Origin of the sequence: Collimonas sp. (assembly GCF_035566555.1) — a bacterium.
GTDB lineage: Bacteria > Pseudomonadota > Gammaproteobacteria > Burkholderiales > Burkholderiaceae_D > Collimonas.
Map to the genome: position 1 here is coordinate 1 of NZ_DATMRB010000129.1, position 19,437 is coordinate 19,437.

Below are 19,437 nucleotides of genomic sequence, written 5' to 3' on the forward strand. Positions count from 1 at the left end.
AATGCCTAGTCCAATGGCTCGATGGCAATCCCGACCGTCCCATCGTCACCGGCAGCGTCTACAACCAGCGCAACATGCCACCGTGGAAGCTGGCGACCCAGCAGTCACTGATGGGCTTCAGAAGCCGGGAACTGACGCCCATCGACATGCAGGCGCTGAAGGACAGCATCAACATGCTGGCGAAGCTGAATATCACCCACACCGCCAACCGCATCAGCATCATCGCCAAGGAAGAAGTCGTGATCAACGGCGGCGGCAGCTACGTCAAATACAATGCAGCGGGAATCGAGCATGGGACGAACGGCAATTTCGTCGCGCATGCCGCCACGCATAGCTTGCCGGGACCGGCCAATCTGCCGACGCCAAAACTGCCGGTGCCTGTGAAGCTGCCAGAGCAGATGGTTTTCAATCTGCATACTCTAGCGGGACAAACCCACGTCACGCCAGAGCCGTATCAGCTGTACCGCGATGGCGCCTTGATCGAACACGGCGTTACAGACGAATGGGGACGTATTGTCGTGAAAAACCATGTTCCGACCAGTGCCTATGAAGTAAAGCTGAGCGAAGGCAGCAGCCTTACCTTGCCGGTGAATCCAGAAAACAAGGAAGAACAACAACGCATCTCAAATCTAGGATTCCGCGATTTGGGCGACGCGTCGGATGGACTGACATCGCAGGTGTAGAAGCTCATATTCCTGAAACTGATCAGGGTTTCAGGAAATTATTTTATCCAGAACAAACTAGAGACAACAATGAATTATCGCCGTCAGATTTTCAAGGGGGTCCTTGCATTGAGCGTCTTGGCATTTTCGCAGGCCGCGTTTTCTGCCACGCCGAAAGAATGCAAGGACATGACAGGGACCTATCAGGTCGCTCCCATCACCGAACCGCGCGGGTTGGCCGAAATAAGCCGATATGTATTAAATGTTCCGACATATGTTCCCGGCACGCCCATTTTCACCGTGACCATTGAAAATGGCCAAGCCTGGCATACAGGACTGATCAGCGGAACGCGTGTTCCAATCGAACTGGACACTACACAGGCAGGCGACTCAACTGCCTTTGCGGAAAAAGTCGATACGCCTTGCGTCTATAAAATTAGCGACGAACTGACCATTTATCAGGTCGACTTTAGTAAGAGCGATGCGCAAACGCTCAAAGAAGTTACCGACGGAATTACCCTTTTCTGGAGCGCCTTTCTAGAAGACGCGCAGAACAGAGGCAAGAATCGCGTATTTGACGTGAGCGCACTAAAGCCACGAACACTTAACGCCGATACGGTAAAAAAAATCCGCTATTTTGCAATCTTTTATGATTGGAGAACCGGTATGCCGGTCCCGGAAATTCTACCGCTAGAGAAAACATAAATTGATGCGATGCAGAGTACGCTCTCACCGTACGAAAAAATCGAAAGTTTTTGAGATCTACACGTTCTCAATGATTTGAAGGAAACTAAATACCATGCCGCCAGATATCAACAAACTACTTCGAACCGGGAAATTTCACATTGATGAATTGTCCCGCGAAGCCAATATCAGTAAGCAATGGTTGCTGGAAAATCGAAATCATCCCGAAGACCATCCTATTTCGACACACAATCACCTGCGGTTTTATATTTGCGCCTCCGAGGCCTTCCCGAAGATCGTCAAGGATATTCTTGCGGCAAAGAAAAGCGTCGATCTGATTTTCTGGGGCTTCGACCCCGGCATGGAAGTTTCGGATCGTGAGGCAAGGGATTGGCCGCGCGGCCAACTGTTTGGAGATTTGCTGACCCAGGTTGCCAGCAAGGGCATCACCGTCAGGATGCTGGTATGGTGCAGCGGAGGACTGTTAGGCTCTTCGGGACGAAAGGGTGCAAACAATTTGTTTGGCTATACCGATCGCAACGCAAACAAAAAAGATGGGCCGAACAGACATCGCCAGATTTACTGTGAAGACTGGTGGGATAAAGCCATGAAAGGGCGGTTCCCCAATCTGCACGTACGCCATCGCGATCCACCCGCGAGCGATGTTACTGCGAATATGCAGGGAGATAGCCCAAGCACCAGCCGTATCAACTTCAGAAGTAGCCGACGCATGAACCCATCATCAATCAACACAGTAAACAAATTTACCTATGCATCGCGTCGTTCTCTGGCGATGTTCCTTCTTTGCATCTCTTTTTCTCAAGCGGCTTGCTCTATGGACGATAAACTGCCACGTAATCAAATACCAGAAATCTTTCATCCGCATCGTACCGAATTTACTTGCAAACATGAGCTGACGGTCGCGCCACCATTGGACCCACAGGCGGAGCGCTGGTATCAAGAAGCATTGGCGCTAGACACCCCCGATGTATGGAAAGATGATCGTAACTGGCCCCGTATCATTGAACTCTATACAAAGGCGGCAGAGCGTAAGCATTGGAAAGCCATGAATAATTTGGCGACGTTATATCAAACCGGTGTATGGGGCCTAAAAGACTCCAATAAGGTACTCGTGGCTCGAAACTCCAAAGCTGCAATGGCGCTGACTGAAGACGCTATGCGAATGGGGGTGCCATTGGCTTATGCAGTGATGGGAAATTATTACTCCGATGGCTTCGTAGTCAAACAAGATGCAACTGCGGCTTGGGCATTCTGGCAGCAAGCTGCTGATATGGGGAGCGATTATGCCCAATTCACTATCGGGCGCAGCCTTTTGACTAGCCAAGACGCCCCAGAGCGCAGTCGTTGGGCTAATACCCCAATTGGTGTGAAAATGCTGGAATGCGCATTTGCGCAGGGAAATGGAAACGCAGCAGAGGAATTAGGCGTGCAGTACAAGATCGTCAATAACGACAAGCCACGTGCGCTCCATTATCTTCACGAAGGTGTTAAATTTGGCAATGCTCAAGCCGCCAACTACTTAGCTGATGAATTTGAAAATGTAGGGGGCCTAGCTCCTCATGGCATAGATCAAGCTCGAGCAGATCGCTACTGGGCTTTGGGGAAAGCCCTCGCTCACAATCCCGACTTGCGACTCCCGAATCTAGATAAAATCTTGCCTTTGCCACCCGCAAAATTACCACAATGGAATGGGAAACCCGCAGATCTGATTAACGCAGCTAAACCCGTCATCTCCGCACCATCTTCGTCAATCAAAACTTCTGATGCCAATCTTTCTGGCCACATTGATATTGAATTGGAACAGCTTGCGTCCCAGGACTTTCCTGCCGAAGTGAGAAGTGGTCATTGGCGTATTGCAGCAATCACTCCCGTTCCGCTTTCTTGTAATGGCAGCGATATTTGCCCACATAGTGGTATTTGGCAGCCATCTCTTCCCGCGGAGCATCTGCTAGGACAACTGGTTAACTTGTCTTGGAGAGAAGCTGCGGTCATGGAAGGCCAGAGATTTCCAGACCCACAAAAAAGCTGGCTAGTGGAGGCACAAAGCCATGAAGTTACGTGGCATCTGATAGAGACGATCTGACGATCATTGACAACCCAGATAAACTGCACGTGATCTGCATTTCCACGCCATCAAAAGCTCAGCACAACGAATGGCGTCGTTGGATGATATTGTTCGTTTTTTTTGTATTTACTCAAACGGTCAATTCTAAGGATAGGAATTTTCCCGGCAATAAAATTCCTGAACCGTTTCAGCCACATCGGACAGCGTTTGCTTGTAAACACGAATCGACGGTTGCGCCGCCGTTGGATCCACGTGCAGAGATCTGGTATCAAGAGGCCATTGCGCTTGACACACCAGATATATGGAAAGACGATCGCAACTGGCCACGCATTGTTGAGCTTTATACAAAAGCGGTAGAGCTCAAGCATTGGAAAGCGATGAACAATCTCGCAACGCTATATCAAACTGGTGTGCGGGGATTGAAGGATTCCCATAAGGTACTTGTGCCTCGCAACTCCAACGCGGCAATGACGTTGACAGAAGACGCCATGCGAATGAGTGTTCCGTTAGCATACGCAGTAATGGGAAACTATTACGCAGATGGCTTTGTAGTCAAACACGACGCCACTACCTCCTGGGCGTTCTGGCAACAAGCGGCGGATATGGGAAATAGCTATGCCCAATTCACGATAGGGCGTAGTTTGCTGACCAGCCAAGACGCGCCGGATCGCAGCCGGTGGGCCAATATCCCGATAGGTCTGAAGATGCTTGAATGCGCGTTCGCCCAAGGTAACGGCGACGCCGCAGCGGAACTTGGATATTTTTACAGAAATGATAATTACAAAGACAATGCCCGTGCTCTGCACTATCTGCATGAAGGCGTAAAATTTGGCAGTGCAGATTCTGCAAACGCGTTGCGCAGCCAATTTCAAAAAGTCGGTGGCCTTAACGTTCAGGCTATTGATAACGCCCGCGCAGATCGTTATGAAGTATTTACCGACGCCTTGCAGCGCAACCCCGATCTGCGCTTCCCCAATCTGGACAAAGTCTTGCCGCTCCCACCTGCTAAACTGCCTCACTGGAACGGCAACAAGATTGATTTACTCAACGCCGCTAAGCCGGCCTTATAACTATGTCTCTCACCATCATTACAGTCGGCGACGACACTGACCACGGCGGTAAAGTCATCAGCGGCTCACCCACCCACGACATCGGCGGCAAACCCATTGCGCGCCTTGGCGATGAGGTTAACTGTCCGCAGCATTATCCCGATGGGCGGCCGCACGGCATCAATAAAATCGTCACCGCACATCCTACCTTTACGGTTGGCGGCGTTCCTGTCGCCGTGCAGGATTGTCTGACGGAGTGTGGCTGCAAGCTGATCGGCAGCGCGCGTGCGTCTGTCGGCTAGCAAATAACAGCCCGGTAAATCTGCAAACCCACATCATGACGCAAGACCACTCTCCTATCCTGCAAGCCACCAACCTGACTTTCCACTATCCCGGCCAAGAGCTCTTCAGCAACTGGTCCGCCGCCATCCCCGCCGGCGTCACACTGGTGCGCGGCGGCGATGGACGGGGCAAGAGCAGTTTGCTGCGCTTGCTGGCCGGTGATCTGGAGGCGCAGACCGGCCATCTGGAAATCAAAGGTGCACGTCTGGATGAGCAACCGGATGTCTATCGACGTCAGGTATTCTGGGTGGATCCGCGCTCGGAAGCGTTCGACCAGATGACGGCGCGCGAATATTTTGCGTCCTTGCATGTTGCGTATCCGGGCTTTGACGACGCGCTGCTGCCGGCGCTGACCGAAGGATTGTCGCTGACGCCGCATCTGGACAAGAAGCTATACATGCTGTCTACCGGCAGCAAGCGCAAGGTGTGGATTGCGGCTGCGTTCGCGGCCGGCGCTGCCGTCAAGTTGCTGGACGATGCGTTTGCCGGGCTGGACAAGGCTTCTATCAACTTTGTGGCGAAGATGCTGAACCAGGTTGCCGGCGATCTTGGGCGAGCCTGGGTAATTGCGCTTTATGAGGCGCCGGAAGGAGTAGGGTTGGCGGCTGTGGTGGACTTAGGGGATTGAGCAGCCAGCGCGCCTACGAGCGGCGGCTACCTCAGATTGCCACCGCGGCAACCAAGACTTGACTTCAAGTTATCTTTAACTTGTATCCTGGCTTGCAATGCAACTTCGCACATGACTTCAGTGTTCATGGTGACGGGATACCATTCATACAGGATTTAAGGAGACGCAATGGAGGCAAGTTTTTGGCATCGGAAATGGGAGCGGGGTGAAATCAATTTTCATGAAAGCGAAGCAAACCCTTTACTGACAACGCATTTTGAAAAATTGGACCTGGCAAAGGGCAGCCGCGTGTTCCTGCCCCTGTGCGGCAAGACGCGCGACATTGCATGGCTGCTGGCCCGCGGTTATCGCATTGCCGGCGCGGAATTGAGCGGACAAGCCATTGACGCCTTGTTTCAAGAACTCGGCGTGAAGCCGGAAATAGCCAGGATTGGCGAATTGACCCACTACAGCGCTGACGATATCGACATCTGGGTGGGCGATATTTTTGATGTCTCCGCTGAATATCTCGGCCCCGTCAGTGCGATATACGATCGCGCTGCCCTGGTTGCACTGCCAGCTGACACACGACAGAAATATGCATTGCACCTGATGCAAATAAGCGGCGTGGCGCCGCAGCTGCTGATCACTTACGAATACGATCAATCCGTGATCGATGGCCCGCCGTTTTCGGTGAACGAGGACGAAGTAGAGTGGCATTACGGCGCGGCTTTTCAATTGCAGTCCCTGGAAACCAAGCAAATCGCGGGCGGACTGAAGGGGAAAGTTGCATCAACGGAGACTGCCTGGCTCCTTCAGAAAGCCAAAAGATAAAGCGTTAAAGCGCAGCCGGCGGCGTAATACCGTTCAGTTAAGACCGACCGGATTTTAATTTGCGGGAATTGGCAGGGTGAGTAGTTGTACCCACGCGTAACATCGGTCAATCGAGGAGTGCGCTCAGCGTGGGCAGAGAATCTGCCCACCCTACGAACCGCTAACGCAGCAATAACGTACACCTTCACTGAACGGCACTACAGCCGGCGGCGGCCATCTCATCAGTCCGCCGCGACATCGGCACGGCGGTGTATTCTATCGCCATGGATTCCCTGATAGCTGCTTCCGCGCGGGCCCTCGCTGCCGGCGATGTGCTTGGCGCCCTCAAACGGGTTGCCCTGCGCGACGACCCGCCGGCGCTGGCCTTGCGCGGCATCGCCATGGCGCAGCTGGGCGAGCATGCGCGCGCGCGTGAGCTGCTGCGGCTTGCTGCCCGTGGTTTCGGCGCCCATGAGGATCTGGCGCGTGCGCGCTGTATTGTCGCCGAGGCTGAGGTGGCGCTGGCGGTGCGCGATCTCGGCAGTTCGCCGCGTGCATTGGCGACGGCCCTGGCTACGCTGGAGGCGCACGGCGATCACGCCAATGCGCTGCAGGCGCGGCTCATCGCGCTACGTAAACTCTTGCTGCTTGGCCGCCTGGACGAGGCCGAGGTGGCGCTGGCGCTGCTCGACGCGCGTGGCCTGCCGCCGTCGCTGGCGGCGGTGGCCGAGCTGGCCGCGGCGGAACTGGCGCTGCGCTCCTTGCGCATCGGCCCGGCGAGAGCGGCGCTTGTCCGTGCACATGAGGCTGCCGGGCGCGCGGGGATACCTGCACTGCTGGCAGAGGTGGCGGAGGCGCGCGCCGCGCTTGACCGTCCTGCCGCCCGGCGTCTCGCCGGCGGTGGCGAGCAGACGCTGCGCCTCGACGAGGTGGCAGCGCTGCTGGCCTCCGACGCGCTGGTGGTCGACGCCTGCCGACGCGGGCTTGGTGTTGGCGCTAGCAGTACCTGGCAGTCGCTGGCGCGGCGGCCGGTGCTGTTTGCGCTGGCGCGGGCGCTGGCCGAAGCCTGGCCTGGCGACGTCGGACGGGATGCCTTGATCGCCTGCGCCTTCCATACCCATCACCCTAACGAAACACACCGGGCGCGGCTGCGGGTCGAAATCGGCCGCCTGCGTGCGCTTGTCACGGAACTGGCTCAGATCGAAGCCACCGCACGCGGCTTCACCCTCAGGCCGCTGGCCGAACGCAGCGTGGCCGTGCTGGCGCCACCCATCGCGGGCGAGCAGGCCGCGCTGGCGGCGCTGCTGGCCGATGGCGCGGCCTGGTCGACCTCGGCCCTGGCGCTGGCCCTGGGGGATAGCCAGCGCACCGTCCAGCGCGCGCTGGCCGAGCTGGAAGCCACCGGCCGGGTACGCGCCATCGGGCAGGCGCGGGCGCGCCGCTGGCTGGCGCCGCCGCTGGCAGGATTCACGACAATCTTGTTACTCCCCGCTGCGCTGCCGCTGGGATAGAGTGTTCTTACGGCGCCGATCCAAGGCGCGCTGCAAAACAACCGCAAGGAGCCGACGATGAGCCGCAACACCAATACAACAAGCAAAGACAAACCCCAGGCCAAGGCGCGCGCGGCCGAGATCGTGCGCGAATACGGCCCTTTCGCCGGCGTCGACCAGATAGCCGGCGTGACCCATGACGGCCAGCGCGTCTGGGCCGCCACCGGCGCCAGGCTGATCGCCTTCGATCCCGCCAGCGGCGAGCAGACCCGCACGCTGGACTGCCCGTGCGACGCCGGCACCGCCTTCGACGGCACCCATCTGTACCAGATCGCCGAACAGCGCATCGACAAGATCGACCCCGCCAGCGGCAAGGTGCTGGCCTCGATCCCGGCGCCCGGCCACGGCAACGACTCCGGGATGGCCTGGGCCGAGGGCAGCCTGTGGGTGGGCCAGCACCGCGACCGCAAGATCCACCAGATCGATCCGGCCAGCGGCGCCATCCTCCGCACCATCGAATCCAACCGCTTCGTCACCGGCGTGACCTGGGTCGACGGCGAGCTGTGGCACGGTACCTGGGAAGGCGACGAGAGCGAAATCCGCCGCGTCGATCCGGACAGCGGCGCCGTACTCGAACGGCTGGAAATGCCGCCCGGCGTCAACGTCAGCGGACTCGAATCCGACGGCGCCGGCCTGTTTTACTGCGGCGGAGGCGGTAGCGGCAAGGTGCGCGCCGTGCGCCGTCCGAAAGCAACCGGCTAACAATCACCACAGCAGCACGTCGGGCAGGACTGCCTCTTCGGCATAGCCGAGGGACCTCGTACGCCCATCACATTCAGGCACTGTCCTGAGCAACCCCACTCCAAGGAGCATGACCATGAAGCTGTACTACATTCCGTCCGCCTGTTCGCTGTCGCCGCACATTGTCGCCAACGAGCTTGGCCTGACTATCGAACTGGTGAAGGTCGACAGCAAGACCAAACGCACCGAACACGGCGACGATTATCTTGCCATCAATCCCAAAGGCTATGTACCGGCACTGCAGCTGGACGACGGCCGTGTGCTGACGGAAGGCCCGGCCGTGGTGCAATACCTGGCCGACCTGAAACCCGAAGCACAGCTGGCGCCCGCCAGCGGCAGCATGGCGCGCTACCGCCTGCAGGAGACGCTGGGCTATATCAATTCGGAGCTGCACCAGGGCTACCTGCCCTTGTTCTATCCAGAGACCAGCGACGACATGCGCGCCAATCGCATGGCCCATCTGCGCAAGCACTATGCGCTGATCGACGCCACGCTTGGCTTCACGCCCTTCCTGCAGGGCGAACGGTTCAGCATCGCCGATGCCTATCTGTTTGTGGTGACGCGCTGGGCGGCGTTCGTCAATCTCGACCTGGCGCCGTTCCCGCACTTGCAGGCGTTCCAGGAACGCATCGGGACCCGCCCAGCCGTGCAAGCGGCGCTGCGGCGCGAACAGCCGGTAGCCGCCTGAGCCGTTTGCCATCACTCGTAGGGTGGGCACCTGTGCCCACGCTGTAACGCCCCGGCTACCCATCCTGAACCGCGCATCTCGGACTACGCGTCCCGCCCATCCGCGTGGGCACAGGTGCCCACCCTACGAGTGATGGATACGCAAGAGTTGTCATCATTTAAGGAAGTATCAACAGGAGCAGATCATGAACACCGCTATTGCCGAAACAAAGAACCATCCCGTCGTCTCCAGCGAACGCTGGCTGAGCGCGCGCAAGGCACTGCTGGCGCGTGAAAAGGAATTGATGCGCCTGCATGACCAGGTCGCCCGCGAGCGCCGCGCGCTGCCATGGGAGCGTGTCGACAAGGATTACGTGTTCGATAGCGCCGAAGGCCGGCGCACGCTGTCCGAACTGTTCGACGGCCGCCGCCAGCTGCTGGTGCAGCACTTCATGCTCGGCCCGGGATGGGAGCAAGGCTGCCCAAGCTGCTCGTTCATGGCTGATCACAGCGACGGCATGAACGTCCACCTGGCGCAGCGCGACATCACGCTGGTGGCCATCTCACGCGCGCCGCTGGCCGAGATCGCACGCTTCCGCCAGCGCATGGGCTGGCAGCTCCGCTGGGTATCTTCGCACGGTAGCGATTTCAACTACGACTTCATGGTCAGCTTCACGCCTGAAGAACGGGCCAAGGGCGAGGTCAGCTACAACTACGTCACCCAGTCCTTCCCGCACGAAGAGGCGCCCGGTGTCAGCGTGTTCTACAAAGACGACGCGGGCGACATCTTCCACACCTACTCGACCTACGGCCGTGGCGTGGAAGTGATGATGGGCGCGTACAACATGATGGATCTCACGCCCCAGGGCCGCGGCGAGCGCGACGTGCCGCACAAGATGGAGTGGGTGCGTCACCACGACCGCTACGAAGCAGGGCCCGCAGCCGCTTCTTCCTGCTGCGCGCATACCTGAAGCGTGAGCTTTCCGAGCGCATCATGTCAAACCTTTGGCCATGGCTGGCGGTGGCTGGGCTCGGCGCCCTGCACGGGCTGAACCCTGCCACCGGCTGGATGTTTGCCGCTGCCTGGGGTGTGCGGTCGAGTGATCGGGCGCAGGCGTTGCGGGCGCTGGCGCCGATTGCAGTCGGGCATGCTGCATCGGTCACACTGGTGGCTGCCGCGGTGGCGCTTGGGCTTGGCATGGATCGCATGGTGCTGCAAGTCCTGGCGGGTGTGCTGCTGGCGGCCGTCGCCGCATGCCATCTGGTAGGCCGCAAAACCGAGCGAAAGAGGACGCCGGCAAGTCATGCCGGGCTGGCGCTCTGGTCTTTCATGATGTCCACCGCGCACGGCGCCGGCTTGATGCTAGTGCCGGCGCTCATTCCGCTATGCATGGCAAACACGCCAGCGCGTGAAATCACTGCATCTGGTTCGCTCACGCTGGCGCTGGCGGCAGTGGGTGTTCACACGGCGGCGATGCTTGTTGTCACGAGCTTGATCGCTTGCGGCGTTTGCCGCGGCTTTGATGCCGGCGGGCGCTTTTTTCAAAGCCTCAGGCGGAAGGCAGGTTCGACGCGCTGAAGATCACGATTACAGCCACCTTTCGTCAATCTCTGCCTCAAGCCGAAATCAGGACGGCACCAGCTCTATCTTGATTTTCTTTCCCAAGGCCGCCGCGACGCCAGCCAGCGTGGTCAGAGTCAGGCTCATGTCGCTTTCATCCAGCAGGCGGTTCAGTGCGGCGCGGCTGGTATGCATCTTACTGGCCAGTGCAGTCTTGGTTATTTTCTGCCCCTTCATTTCATGGGCAATTTGCCAAGCAATCACACGCTTGACGGCCACTGCAGTTACCTCTTGCAGAGTCGCATCTTCGGCAAGAAAGTCATCGAAACTGCTGCCAATATGCTTTTCGTTCATCACTTACTCCTCAATTTCTTCTTGCGGCTCATCGCTGTTTTCAGATCTTCTTTTGGCGTTGCTTGGGATTTTTTAATAAAGCCATGCAACAGCACCATGGCATGTTCATCCAGCGTGAACAGCACGCGTGCAATCCGTCCCTCAAGGCTGATACGAACTGCCCACAAGTCACTATCCATTTTCCGAACAAGCGACATCCCCAACGGCCAACCGATCTGGACGGTTTTGATATCCTCGCCGATAGTCTTGCGATCAGCAGCGGATTACTCTCTCAACCAGTCACGCACAGGCTCCGCTCCTGCTTCGGTTCTATAGAATCTGACGTCGAGAGTGAAGGTACTCATACACAAATCGTACCAAACTTGGTACGATTTGTGCAAATTGTCATTCCCGCAGCGGCAGAATGCTAATCGCTGATATCACCAGTTAAGGCTCGAACGCCAGATCAGCACAACTCAGCCAACGCCACGGCATCAGCCCCAGCAGCAATACGCACCGGGCACGACGGATCATTCGCCGCCCGCCACACCGCTTCCGCCACATCCTGCGCCCGCGTCACCGCGGACGACTGCCCCCATCCCGCGAACACGCTCTTTGCCAAATCGGCGTAGGCCTCGGGAATACCGCTCTCTATCCGCGGCTTGGCGTTTTCGCCGAAGCGTGTCTCTGGCGCCCGTCCCGGCAGCACCAAGCTCACCCGCACATTGAATTGCTTCAGTTCCAGCGCCAGCGACTCGGTGAAGGCGTTGATGGCCGCCTTGCTCGCGGTGTACACGGACAGCAGGGGCAGCGGCCTCAGTGTCACGCTCGAGGTGACGTTGACGATGACACCAGCCTGGCGTTGGCGGAACTGCGGCAGCACCGCCTGGATCATCGCCATCGTGCCGAGGGTGTTGGTCTCGAAAACGTCGCGAGCGGTTTCCATCGAGGTGCCTTCGAGGGCGCCCAGCATGCCGATGCCGGCGTTGTTGACCAGGACATCGATATTTCCGGCGTCCGCCACGGCCCGGCGGATGCTGTCGGCATCGGTGACGTCAAGGGCGATTACGCGCAAACGCTCGGAGCGCGGCAGCAGGTCTTCGCGCGGGGTGCGCATGGTGGCGATGACTTGCCAGTCGCGGTCGAGGAAGTATTGGGCGGTTTCGAGGCCGAAACCGGATGAGCATCCGGTGATGAGGACGGTTTTCATGGGGACTCCTGCAAGTGGTGGGTGTATTGAGACTGTAGCCCATCGTAACCGGACGTACTACAATCAGAAGTCCAGGTTTCATTAGCAGGAGTCCATTCATGGTCGATCCCCTCGCAGAAGTTGTCACACTGCTGCAACCGCAAGCCCGCTTCTCGAAAGTCGTCAGCTGCGCCGGCCCCTGGCGCGTACGCCGCTCGGAAGCCGGGCAACCGTTCTATGGCGTCATCCTCGACGGCGCCTGCCGCCTCGCAGCCGACGGCCAGGAACCGATCAGCCTGCAGCAGGGCGACTTTGTCCTGATCCCCGCCGCGTATGGCTTCACCATGTCCAGCCTGGCGCCGGTAGCGGAGGACTGCGATAGCGCACCCATCATGCTGCCCCACGGCGAGTTCAGGCTCGGCGCGCAAAGCGGGCCGCCAGATGCGCAGATGCTGATCGGCTATCTATGCTGGTATGACGTTTCCATCGGCGAGAAGACCAAACACCCGGATTTTGTGATCGTCCATCCCAGCCGCGGCTTGCTCGTACTCGAAGTCAAAGACTGGAGACTCGAAACCATTCAAAGCATCGACAAACAAACCACCTGCATCCTCACCGACCAGGGCACCAAGCATGTATTGAATCCGTTAAGGCAGGCGCGCGATTACATGTTCGCCGTCACCAATCGGCTTGAGCGCGATCCGCAACTGATCTTTCCGAGCGGATCGCAAAAGGGCAAGCCAGCCTTCCCCTACGGCCATGGCGTAGTGCTGACCAATATCAGCCGCAAACAATTCGACGGCACCGACATCGGCGAAGTGATTCCGCCGCATCTAGTCATCTGCCAGGACGAGATGCTGGAAAATGTCGACGCCGAATCGTTTCAAAAACGCCTGTGGGATATGTTCCCGCTCAAATTCACCCGGATTTTGTCTGTGCCGCAGCTTGACCGCATTCGCTGGCACATGTTTCCAGAAATCCGCATCCCGGCGCAGCAAGACATGTTTGAGGATGCCGGACAAAAGATGACTGAAATTCCGGACTTGTTGCAGGTTATGGATCTACAGCAGGAGCAGTTGGCCCGCAGCCTTGGCGAAGGTCATCGCGTCATTCATGGCGTCGCCGGATCAGGGAAGACGCTGATATTGGGTTATCGCGCGGAACACCTTGCCAAGCTGTGCCAGCGTCCGATTCTGGTGCTTTGCTATAACAAGACTCTGGCGACAAAACTTGGCAGCATGATCGAAGCCAAAGGGTTGCAAGACAAAGTTAACGTCGTCAATTTCCACGCTTGGTGCACGCGCCAATTAAAAGCCTACAACGTCGGAATGCCGCCTCAAGATTTCAACAAGAACAATTTCTTCGAGGCTTGCGTTGAGAAGGTCATTCATTCCGTCGACAACAAGCTCATTCCGTCCGCGCAATATGACGCCGTACTGATCGATGAAGGGCACGATTTCAAGCCTGAGTGGTTCAAGCTGGTGGTGCAGATGATTCATCCAGACTCCAACTCGCTGTTGGTGCTGTACGACGATGCGCAGTCGATTTATGGCGGCAAGAAGAAGCTGCGATTCTCGTTCTCTAGTGTTGGCGTGCAAGCTCAAGGGCGCACCACTATTCTTAAACTGAACTATAGAAATACAGCAGAGATTTTGTCGGTGGCACGCGCATTTGCCGATGATCTGCTATCGCAAAACGATGCTGAAGACGATCAGGCACCAACTCTTCTTCCCATGAGCACCGGTCGCAGGGGGCCTAAGCCGCTGTTGATCAAATTCCCGACTTTGAAAGACGAAGCAGACTATCTTGCCGAACGATTGCTTGAAGCAAACAAAACAGGCACTCCCTGGAATGACATTGCGCTTATCTGCAGACACTATGCAACCGGTAACACGCTTGCAGATAGTCTGAAGCGAAGAGGCATCCCATTTGAATCGCAAATGGACAAAAAGCATTCTTACAATCCTGCGGACAACAGCGTCAAGATCGTCACTATGCACAGCAGTAAGGGACTCGAATTTCCGATGGTCTGCATTCCCGCTCTAGGCGCAGAGGCCATTGCGGATGAAGATCTTCATGACGAGGCGCGATTAGTCTATGTTGCGATGACTCGAGCGACACATGAATTAATCATGACTCATGGTGAACAGACTTTGTTTGTTGAAAAAATGCAGAAGGCCATGCAAACACTGCAGTCCTTGTGATCTCAAAAAATCAACCGCAATGTGCTTCAAACACCCTGCAAAGATACATCCTCCATCTGCTTTAATGTCTGACCGCTAGTCGTTTTCCAGCTCTGTAGGCCATTCCGCGAGGTACCCGCTACCATTGATGCTGCATAACTTGGTGAACTTAATAATAGATCACCACCAACAACAAAGTATTCTGCTTTCTCTTGCAACATACCCTCAGCCAGCAGCTGAGCTTTCAGATTCACAAGCTTGCGGGGCATGCTATCACTATGCAACTTGGCGAGCTGTGACCCTTTCTTCAACACAAAACCTTCGTCAGTCACTGCCCCCTTGGCCAGCAAACCAGTAATCGTAAAACTTAGGTCACGCAACGGATTGTTTGTCTCAATCTGAGCATGTTTATGTTCTGCGCCTATTTCGGTATCGGCTGAAGGTAGCAAAGGTTCAAGAATCGTATAGCCGAGAACGCCAAGGACCATGCGGATGTTGTCGATAAACTCTTCCATTGCATCCCGGTCTGCACGCGGTAGACTGGATTGAGGTGGCGTATTACTGTTCTCCAATTGATATCTAGCTGCATCCTTTGACAACGATACAAGCGCTGATTCCAGATATTTGATGTGCGCTTTGGTTAGATTTTCATCTTTGCTCGTGAAGACCACGACTTCATTCCAAAACTCTTTTTTACGGTCATGACTCGTTAGCCGTTCCAGGACGTTTTCTGACTCACCGATGTAGGCAAGCGATTTGGCGTCGCTTAGTCGGCTTTCAAACAGAAAATAAACACCCGGCTTCGACGCTTCGGGCCATTTTGCCAGTTCATTCAGTCGAATTCTTGGACAGCCAATGCCTTGACCTGTCCAGTTCACTAATTCCGCGTATCTGATCCCTGTAACGGTGGCATCAGCAAGATAAATTCGAATGGATTTACCGACGGGCACGAGACTTTCTCCTTTAACAATTGAATTCCCACATAGCAATTTAACACGTTGGGAGTTTCAGTAGACTAAGCAGCGGCACATAGGGCTGTGCCTACGCGATAGCAGCCTGTTTAGGACAGGCTGTCCAGGTAATTACATAGGCCGTGTCAGCTGATCTCGCGGTCACAGGCGATGTGTGCTTTCGGTTCGCAGTGCCGGACTCGCGCCGTCAGTTGTTGCTTTGGCCCGTGTAGACATCTTTGGCCTTGGCCAGTGCAATAGCACTCCATTTTGTCAGCACCGCCGATTAAAGTGCGAAATTTTTCCCGATCGCAACAGAGATGATATATTTCCGTCAAGAACATGTTTTTGAGGAATAAATGACAGATCTAAATCTCCTGCGCGTTTCACTTACTAAACATGGAGCGCATAAGCTCGCGACTCTATTTGAGCATTACGATTCGAGTAATGTGCTTAACCACCTCTGGGGTTCGCATCATGACGTCAAGATTGAACTAGCCCAAGCAAAAAAGAACTTGTCCGCGCGCGGCAACATAGTGCCACAAGTGTGGGATGAAGCTCGCGCTCGAGGTAGCGAGACGGTCCAAGCATTAGTGCTAATTGGGATCATATTTAGCCATCGGGAACTCATTTCGGCAATGGCCGAAAGCACCGACGAGATGGTGCCGTTTTCGGGAATTATTAGCAGGGGTAATCAGCTCGACGGAAAAGCTTTCACCAATTTCGCGCACACGTTGGAGCAGCTCGGATATACAACCGAGCATTCGGTGAATCATGTTCGCTACGACCTCGGGAGGCTGTTTAAAATCGAAGGATTAAATGAACTTGCCATCAAGCTATTAGTACTGAAACTCAAGGCCGCAGCCTGGGACGAAAAAAAATCACCGATCGAAGAACTCGTATCGCATGATTTTCACAAAGTGTTTTCGATTAGTGCCGTGCAGTTTGAGCAGTGGCTGTTGTCCGGGACGGTAAACGGCACCGATGTATCAAATGCCGATCTGTCATTTTTTGAGCAGGCAAGTGATGCGCCGGAGAATGTTGGATTCAACTTCAAGAGCGGACATAATGTAAGGAAGACCGGGAAGATTCCTGTTGCAGGCACGAAGCCGGGTTCAACTGCCGATCTAATCCATAACAAAATGCAAAATAAGCTGTTCGAAGTGTTGGTCAAAAAATACGGTCCAGATTACGTCGGTACCGAGGTGCCTACAGGTGCGGATACGGCAATTGATGTTGTAGTAAAGACTCCAGAATTTTGCTGGTTTTACGAAATCAAGACTGCTGACACCGTTAAGGCGTGTATCCGGCAAGCACTGCCTCAGCTATTGGAGTACGCATACTGGCATGGGAAAACCGACTTGGTGTCTCGGCTAATAATAATTGGGCCGGCACAAATGACAAAAGAGGCGGGAAAATATTTGACCTTGCTACGGGATACCTTTGGCCTACCCGTCAGTTATGAATTTATGGCTCTATAGTCCCTCTGCTGCTGTGTGTGGACTTAAACGCAGTCGGGATCACCAACAGGCATTTCACCCAACCGTCCTGCGGAAGTAACGGCGAGGACGTTTGCGCATCGACATACGGTAAAATAGCGCGCATTGAACTCGCAATGTGAAGGTGGAAATGTCTGTTCTTGTTGATAATCCCGTATTCCAGAAATGCGAAGCAGAACCGCCCGCTAATACTGATACGCTGATTTACACGCCTCGTCAGTATCCCCAGGTGGTCAAGTACATGGGATCGAAGGCGGCCATCCTGCCGTTCATCGCGGCTGAACTCGCAAAAGTTCATGCAGAAGGTAGGCCGTTTGTAGACTTGTTCGCCGGTGCATGCGCAATTTCCGGGGGATTTGGTCACATCAGTAAGATCATATCAAACGACATTCAAGAGTATTCTGCTGTCATCGCTAGCACCTACCTGAAACGTGCCGAGAAGATTGGTAAGTTCGATATTGTGGCATTGGCAAACAATATAGTCAGTGTGAACGTGGCGGCGCTTCCCGACGATCTAGACTACCCGGCCGAGTGTACCCTCAGCGAATTCAATAAGACGGAAAAGCGTAATCGAGCGCTCTTGGATAAGGACTTTAATTACACCCATCACCTCTTTACCCGCGTGTATTCCGGCACATGGTGGAGTGCTTTACAGTGCGTTTGGATTGACGCAATTCGCGAAGTATTAGATAGCTTGCTTGCTTCCGGCGAGATCGAAAAATCCGACTTCGATTTTGGTCTAACTTGCCTCATGCACGCTATGGCTTACACCAGCCAAGGTACGGGGCACTACGCACAATATCGTGATGCAAAGACCGACCTCGGGATGTCGGATATCAACAAGTACCGACGCGTATTCGTGCCGACAATTTTCAAGAAAAAATTCGATACTCTATTGAAGTGGAATTTGCAAAATGTGGTGGATAGGGATCATCAACTCGTTGCGATGGATTACCGCGAGTGCTTGGCAAGCTTGCCCCCTTCGGTCGTATATGCTGATCCGCCATACGCATTCGTTCACTACAGTCGCTTCTATCACGCAATGGAAACGATCGTAAAGTACGACTATCCCAAGATCCAGCACATCGGTAGCAAAATTGTGAAGGGCCGATATCGGGTCGATCGCCATCAATCACCTTTCTGCATCAAGACTCAGGTTAAAGGAGCCTTCGTTGATCTTTTTTCCGGCGTCAAGGATTCCGGTAGCGACTTATTGTTGTCGTACTCAAACACCGGAATGATTGATATCGACGAATTGATGGCGCTTGCTTCGACTGCGTTTGGAAACACCTATGATGTTTGGTTCGACCATATGACCCATACCCACATGACGATGGGGCGGCGCGAAGACAGGTCCAGGCAGGTCCGGGAATCGTTAATCATTGCGAAGAAAAAATAGATAGTTAAAACAGCGAATCGACAAGGCTGAATGTTTCCTGATCAGATAATTATCTCGATCGAGGCGGCTAGGTCCGTTCGGTGCGGCGGTTGAATTCGAGCAATCATTGACCCATGAGCGCCGGCGCGGGGCCATTATCAAAGCGAGGCAACGAATCGGGTACAAGGGTGACCGTGACAAGCCGAGCAACGCGCCAGCCTACAGCCACGCATCGCGCATGAATTACTCATTGCCGCGATTTTACGCTAGCTAGGCATCCATCTCACCTCAACCTTCAACCTGATGCATGGCCGGCGCCTTGCGCGTCGTGGTGTGATCCTGGCCCACTTCCGTGGGCCTTTCGTTGAATGATGACCTAGATGTGCGCGCTACGGTCACGCCTACGGAACCGGCCAGCCCGTATCTGCCACGACCAGTCCAACGAGCGCATGGCCATGCTAGTAGGTAGTGCACAGTTATAGGGACTTGCGAATTAACCAATTGAATAAGTCCTTGTTTTTAATCAATATTGGTTAGCCCTCGCTTGTCACGTCTTGCCGGTATTCAGCATGAATGTCACGGCTTAAATGCTATCGCTCACGTTCAGTTTTGGTTATTGCTGTAGAGAAGTTAAATAGCCATTTAGGCTTTCTTCTAGTCAAATAGCTATGTATGATGTATTTCAGCAATATCAACTAATTGTATTAGTCAGACAAAAATGCGACAGCTCCTGTTTTTACGGTGGAAGACTGTCTCTTCAGCGCTTTTTTACGTAGGTTAGACTGCGTATCGCGGACTTTCCTAGTTTAAGGAGTCTAACTTGCCCTCGTTTTCGGAGTACTTCAACCTCAAAAAAACTCAAGCTGAGTTAGATTTTGTCGACATTGACCTCGAAGGAGACATACCGCTTTACGTAGATCCTTATGCGCTCAGTTCCCGAGACGATGAGTGGTCAATCATGTGCCATCAACTCGTTGTTTCCTTTTTTCAAGCAGTAATAAACTCCATAAACCGGAACGACCGAACACATGGTATTCAGTTGTTATCACACCTGGGTGAGCCGGAAGAGACTCACTTAGGCGTTTCCCAAGACGGAAACAAAGGGAGAGGTGTCGGACCCGGGCAGGCAACCGAGCTTTTTACC

Annotated in this window: 19 protein-coding genes and 1 pseudogene; 16 read left to right on the forward strand and 4 right to left on the reverse strand. The window is 55.1% G+C overall.

The features are described 5' to 3' along the window. The 12 genes from VNZ65_RS16335 to VNZ65_RS16390 form a co-directional block, all read left to right on the forward strand. Nucleotides 1–683, forward strand: a 683-nt coding sequence (locus VNZ65_RS16335; protein WP_325670822.1) for a DUF2345 domain-containing protein, incomplete at its 5' end; no start/stop codon positions are given. A gap of 69 nt (nt 684–752) precedes the next feature. Further along, nucleotides 753–1,367, forward strand: a complete 615-nt coding sequence (locus VNZ65_RS16340; protein WP_325670824.1) for a hypothetical protein — start codon at nt 753–755, stop codon at nt 1,365–1,367. Between the two features lie 94 nt (nt 1,368–1,461). Then, nucleotides 1,462–3,450: an SEL1-like repeat protein gene (locus VNZ65_RS16345; RefSeq protein WP_325670826.1), complete on the forward strand. Its 1,989-nt coding sequence runs from the start codon at nt 1,462–1,464 to the stop codon at nt 3,448–3,450. After that, nucleotides 3,426–4,502, forward strand: a complete 1,077-nt coding sequence (locus VNZ65_RS16350; RefSeq protein ID WP_325670828.1) for an SEL1-like repeat protein — start codon at nt 3,426–3,428, stop codon at nt 4,500–4,502. Before VNZ65_RS16345 ends, VNZ65_RS16350 begins: the two co-directional genes overlap by 25 nt. A 2-nt stretch (nt 4,503–4,504) precedes the next feature. Next, entirely contained in the window at nt 4,505–4,783 is a 279-nt protein-coding gene (locus VNZ65_RS16355) for a PAAR domain-containing protein (RefSeq protein ID WP_325670830.1), read from the forward strand. A gap of 35 nt (nt 4,784–4,818) precedes the next feature. Beyond that, nucleotides 4,819–5,451 (forward strand): ABC transporter ATP-binding protein, encoded by a 633-nt coding sequence (locus VNZ65_RS16360; protein WP_325670832.1) that lies wholly within the window; start codon nt 4,819–4,821, stop codon nt 5,449–5,451. 168 nt (nt 5,452–5,619) lie between these two features. Beyond that, the gene (gene tmpT / locus VNZ65_RS16365) at nt 5,620–6,264 is read left to right on the forward strand and encodes a thiopurine S-methyltransferase (protein WP_325670833.1); all 645 of its coding nucleotides are present in this window, start codon (nt 5,620–5,622) and stop codon (nt 6,262–6,264) included. 263 nt (nt 6,265–6,527) lie between these two features. After that, nucleotides 6,528–7,754, forward strand: coding sequence for a helix-turn-helix domain-containing protein (locus VNZ65_RS16370; RefSeq protein WP_325670834.1), 1,227 nt, complete (start codon nt 6,528–6,530; stop codon nt 7,752–7,754). 57 nt (nt 7,755–7,811) lie between these two features. Beyond that, a complete protein-coding gene (locus VNZ65_RS16375; protein ID WP_325670835.1) occupies nt 7,812–8,495 on the forward strand; it encodes a hypothetical protein in 684 nt (227 codons plus the stop codon). A gap of 115 nt (nt 8,496–8,610) precedes the next feature. Beyond that, nucleotides 8,611–9,222 (forward strand): glutathione transferase GstA, encoded by a 612-nt coding sequence (gene gstA, locus VNZ65_RS16380; protein ID WP_325670836.1) that lies wholly within the window; start codon nt 8,611–8,613, stop codon nt 9,220–9,222. A 184-nt stretch (nt 9,223–9,406) separates the two neighbouring features. Beyond that, nucleotides 9,407–10,171, forward strand: coding sequence for a thioredoxin family protein (locus VNZ65_RS16385; protein ID WP_325670838.1), 765 nt, complete (start codon nt 9,407–9,409; stop codon nt 10,169–10,171). 23 nt (nt 10,172–10,194) lie between these two features. Next, nucleotides 10,195–10,779: a hypothetical protein gene (locus tag VNZ65_RS16390; RefSeq protein ID WP_325670840.1), complete on the forward strand. Its 585-nt coding sequence runs from the start codon at nt 10,195–10,197 to the stop codon at nt 10,777–10,779. Nucleotides 10,780–10,827: 48 nt separating this feature from the next. Here the strand turns inward: VNZ65_RS16390 and VNZ65_RS16395 are convergent, their stop codons facing one another. The 3 genes and pseudogenes from VNZ65_RS16395 to VNZ65_RS16405 form a co-directional block, all read right to left on the reverse strand. After that, nucleotides 10,828–11,115, reverse strand: a complete 288-nt coding sequence (locus VNZ65_RS16395; protein ID WP_325670842.1) for an XRE family transcriptional regulator — start codon at nt 11,113–11,115, stop codon at nt 10,828–10,830. Next, nucleotides 11,115–11,360 (reverse strand): annotated as a pseudogene (locus VNZ65_RS16400) (type II toxin-antitoxin system RelE/ParE family toxin); the annotation flags it as partial. The pseudogene VNZ65_RS16400 and the gene VNZ65_RS16395, both read right to left, overlap by 1 nt. Before the next feature lie 200 nt (nt 11,361–11,560). Continuing rightward, nucleotides 11,561–12,304, reverse strand: coding sequence for an SDR family oxidoreductase (locus VNZ65_RS16405; RefSeq protein WP_325670844.1), 744 nt, complete (start codon nt 12,302–12,304; stop codon nt 11,561–11,563). Between the two features lie 98 nt (nt 12,305–12,402). Between VNZ65_RS16405 and VNZ65_RS16410 the strand changes: the two genes are divergently transcribed. Further along, nucleotides 12,403–14,487 (forward strand): 3'-5' exonuclease, encoded by a 2,085-nt coding sequence (locus VNZ65_RS16410; RefSeq protein WP_325670846.1) that lies wholly within the window; start codon nt 12,403–12,405, stop codon nt 14,485–14,487. Between the two features lie 26 nt (nt 14,488–14,513). Here VNZ65_RS16410 and VNZ65_RS16415 read toward each other — a convergent pair whose 3' ends face one another. Then, a complete protein-coding gene (locus VNZ65_RS16415; RefSeq protein ID WP_325670848.1) occupies nt 14,514–15,416 on the reverse strand; it encodes a GIY-YIG nuclease family protein in 903 nt (300 codons plus the stop codon). 359 nt (nt 15,417–15,775) lie between these two features. Between VNZ65_RS16415 and VNZ65_RS16420 the strand changes: the two genes are divergently transcribed. The 3 genes from VNZ65_RS16420 to VNZ65_RS16430 form a co-directional block, all read left to right on the forward strand. Beyond that, nucleotides 15,776–16,897 (forward strand): hypothetical protein, encoded by a 1,122-nt coding sequence (locus VNZ65_RS16420; RefSeq protein ID WP_325670850.1) that lies wholly within the window; start codon nt 15,776–15,778, stop codon nt 16,895–16,897. A gap of 148 nt (nt 16,898–17,045) precedes the next feature. Continuing rightward, entirely contained in the window at nt 17,046–18,314 is a 1,269-nt protein-coding gene (locus VNZ65_RS16425) for a DNA adenine methylase (RefSeq protein ID WP_325670852.1), read from the forward strand. 799 nt (nt 18,315–19,113) lie between these two features. After that, the coding region (locus VNZ65_RS16430) for a hypothetical protein (protein ID WP_325670854.1) at nt 19,114–19,437 on the forward strand (324 nt) is incomplete at its 3' end.

What these genes read in the sequence shown, in the direction of transcription:
- VNZ65_RS16340 (WP_325670824.1), top strand. Translation starts at nt 753, where the DNA reads ATGAATTATCGCCGTCAGATTTTCAAGGGGGTCCTTGCATTGAGCGTC.
- VNZ65_RS16345 (WP_325670826.1), top strand. Translation starts at nt 1,462, where the DNA reads ATGCCGCCAGATATCAACAAACTACTTCGAACCGGGAAATTTCACATT.
- VNZ65_RS16355 (WP_325670830.1), top strand. Translation starts at nt 4,505, where the DNA reads ATGTCTCTCACCATCATTACAGTCGGCGACGACACTGACCACGGCGGT.
- VNZ65_RS16360 (WP_325670832.1), top strand. Translation starts at nt 4,819, where the DNA reads ATGACGCAAGACCACTCTCCTATCCTGCAAGCCACCAACCTGACTTTC.
- tmpT (WP_325670833.1), top strand. Translation starts at nt 5,620, where the DNA reads ATGGAGGCAAGTTTTTGGCATCGGAAATGGGAGCGGGGTGAAATCAAT.
- VNZ65_RS16370 (WP_325670834.1), top strand. Translation starts at nt 6,528, where the DNA reads ATGGATTCCCTGATAGCTGCTTCCGCGCGGGCCCTCGCTGCCGGCGAT.
- VNZ65_RS16375 (WP_325670835.1), top strand. Translation starts at nt 7,812, where the DNA reads ATGAGCCGCAACACCAATACAACAAGCAAAGACAAACCCCAGGCCAAG.
- gstA (WP_325670836.1), top strand. Translation starts at nt 8,611, where the DNA reads ATGAAGCTGTACTACATTCCGTCCGCCTGTTCGCTGTCGCCGCACATT.
- VNZ65_RS16385 (WP_325670838.1), top strand. Translation starts at nt 9,407, where the DNA reads ATGAACACCGCTATTGCCGAAACAAAGAACCATCCCGTCGTCTCCAGC.
- VNZ65_RS16390 (WP_325670840.1), top strand. Translation starts at nt 10,195, where the DNA reads ATGTCAAACCTTTGGCCATGGCTGGCGGTGGCTGGGCTCGGCGCCCTG.
- VNZ65_RS16395 (WP_325670842.1), bottom strand. Translation starts at nt 11,115, where the DNA reads ATGAACGAAAAGCATATTGGCAGCAGTTTCGATGACTTTCTTGCCGAA.
- VNZ65_RS16405 (WP_325670844.1), bottom strand. Translation starts at nt 12,304, where the DNA reads ATGAAAACCGTCCTCATCACCGGATGCTCATCCGGTTTCGGCCTCGAA.
- VNZ65_RS16410 (WP_325670846.1), top strand. Translation starts at nt 12,403, where the DNA reads ATGGTCGATCCCCTCGCAGAAGTTGTCACACTGCTGCAACCGCAAGCC.
- VNZ65_RS16420 (WP_325670850.1), top strand. Translation starts at nt 15,776, where the DNA reads ATGACAGATCTAAATCTCCTGCGCGTTTCACTTACTAAACATGGAGCG.
- VNZ65_RS16425 (WP_325670852.1), top strand. Translation starts at nt 17,046, where the DNA reads ATGTCTGTTCTTGTTGATAATCCCGTATTCCAGAAATGCGAAGCAGAA.